Consider the following 2,532-nt stretch of genomic DNA (forward strand, 5'->3'; position numbering starts at 1 on the left):
GCGTGGTCTCGGTTCTGACGCCGTGGAATTTCCCGCACTGTCTCAACGTCATGACGTTGAGCAACGCGCTGGCCGCGGGCAACACCGTCGTGCTCAAGCCCTCGCCGCTGACGCCGCTGGCCGGCCTGGCGCTAGCGCGAATCATCGACGAGCACGCCGACCTCCCGCCGGGGGTGGTCAACGTCGTCACGCCGTCCAGTGTCGAGGCCGCCAAGCTGCTTACCACCGACCCGCGCATCGACATGGTCAGCTTCACCGGCAGCTCCGCGGTGGGCCGTGAGGTTATGTCCGCCGCTGGCGCCACTATGAAACGAATATTGCTGGAATGCGGTGGGAAGTCGGCAAACATTCTGCTCGACGACGTTGCCGTGACCGACGACATGCTCGAGCAGATCCTGTTCGATTGCTGCTCAATGCATGCCGGACAGGCTTGCATCCTTCAGAGCCGTCTCCTGCTTCCGGAATCCATCCACGACGACGTCGTCGACCGGCTGGTCGAGCTCGCCCGCGGCATAAAGGTCGGCGACCCAACCGATGCGGGCGTGCAGATGGGACCGTTAATCAGCGCGGCACAGCGCAAGCGTGTGCAGGTGCACGTCACCAGGGCGGTTGACGAGGACGCGAAGCTCGTGACCGGTGGTGGGCGACCCGCCGACTTGGACGTCGGGTTCTACTTCGAACCGACCATTCTCACCGAAGTCGACCCCGAGGCGAACATCGCTCAGGAAGAGGTATTCGGACCCGTGCTGGCAGTGCTGCGCTACCGCGATGACGACGACGCTGTCGCCATCGCTAACAACTCTCGGTACGGGCTTTCCGGTGCGGTGTGGGGCACCGACGTGGACCGTGCCGTAGATATCGCGCGCCGCGTCCGCACCGGCCAGATCTCGGTCAACGGCTGCGGTCCCGGTGACGCGCCGTTCGGCGGCTTCAAGCAAAGTGGGTTCGGCCGAGAAGGCGGCGGGATCAGGGGACTGCACACCTACATGGAGCCGAAGGCCATCGGGATTCCCGCGTGACGGGATCCCTGCCGGGGCTCCGCGTCCTCGAGATCGCCGACGAGATCACCGGCCCCTACTGCACCAAGCTGTTCGTCGACCTCGGTGCTGAAGTCACCAAGATCGAAGCGCCCACCGGCGACCCGCTGCGCCGGTGGGGGCCATTTCCCGGTGGCATCCCAGACCGTGAGCGGTCCGGGCTGTTCGAATACCTCAATGCTGGAAAGTACACGACGACAGTAAATTTCGAGAGTGGGCACGATCGAGCGCTGATGCGTGAGCTGATCGAACAGACCGACCTGCTCGTCGAGGCGATGCCACCCGGAACGTTAGGCCGATGGGGATTCGACGCCGACGTGTTGCAGCAGCTCAACCCGCAGCTGGTCATCGTGCGCATCTCGAACTTCGGCCAGCAGGGGCCGTTTCGTGATCGCTTGGCGACACCGCTGACGATGCAGGCGGCAGCGGGCTGGATCACCTGCCGTGACCCCGAGCGTCCGCCCGTGCAGGCCGGCGCACGGATCGCCGAATACGTGGCAGGCGCCTACGCTGCGCTGGGCGCGCTCACCGCCCTGCGAATCCGGGCCGATGACAGCATGATTGAAGTCGACGTCTCGGTGCTCGAGTCGCTGTTGTCGACGCTGCCCTACCCGATGTTGATGGCTGAGCGCATGCGAGCACTCGGCCTGCCCGCCAACACTCGCTCGGCGCCCTTGCTCGGAATCGTTCGGGCAGCCGATGGCTGGGTCGGCGTCAACTGCCTGACCGGCCAGCACTGGCTCGATGTGTGCGCCATGCTGGGCCTGCCGGAGTTCGGTGAGCACCAGATCGCTGTCATGATGGGCCGACCCGAGCGCGCCGAGTTTTTCGCCAAAGCCCAACCGTGGCTCGCCGAGCGAACCGTCCACGAAATCGTCGAACTGAGCCAGGCATTACGCGTGCCGGCCGCGCCCGTTGTGGACGGCGCGACTGCCCTGCAATGTCCGCAGTACCTCGAGCGCGGCTTCTTCGTCGAGGCACCTGCAGACGGCTGGTCGTTCGCCCGGCCGGGGGCAGCGTTCCGGTTTTCCAAGATGCCAGTGCCGCCGCCGCGTCCAGTGCCGCGCGTAGGTGAGCGACCGACGCACGCGAATTCGCTGGGTCACGTGCCCGCAGCCGCTGCTGCGCCGGCGGCGCTGCCCTTTGCGGGAGTGAAAGTCCTTGATCTGAGCACGTTTTGGGCTGGCGCATATCTGACCTGTTACCTGGGTGCCTTCGGTGCCGACGTCGTCAAGGTGGAGTCGATCCAGCGCCCTGACGGTCACCGCTACTCGGGCGCATATCCGCATGAGGGCGACGACTGGTATGAGCGCAGCGCCCTCTGGCAGGCCACCAACCTCAACAAGCGAGATCTCACACTAGATCTCACCTCGGCGCGGGGTCGTGAACTCGCGCGCCGGCTGGCCAGCGCCGCCGACGTTGTCGTCGAGAACTTTTCACCCCGAGTCGTCGAGCAGTTCGCCTTGGACTATGAGTCGCTGGTATCGCTTAAACC

General features: G+C 65.4%; 1 protein-coding gene and 1 pseudogene (1 of these 2 only partly in view). Both read left to right on the plus strand.

What is annotated here, in order from left to right:
- Positions 1-1,019, plus strand: a 1,019-nt coding sequence (locus ACFE99_RS24195) for an aldehyde dehydrogenase family protein (RefSeq protein ID WP_375489295.1), incomplete at its 5' end; no start/stop codon positions are given.
- Positions 1,016-2,532, plus strand: a pseudogene (locus ACFE99_RS24200) (CaiB/BaiF CoA transferase family protein); it runs 852 nt beyond the window's last position. The gene ACFE99_RS24195 and the pseudogene ACFE99_RS24200, both read left to right, overlap by 4 nt.

This window comes from uncultured Mycobacterium sp. (genome assembly GCF_964249325.1).
Lineage (GTDB): Bacteria > Actinomycetota > Actinomycetes > Mycobacteriales > Mycobacteriaceae > Mycobacterium.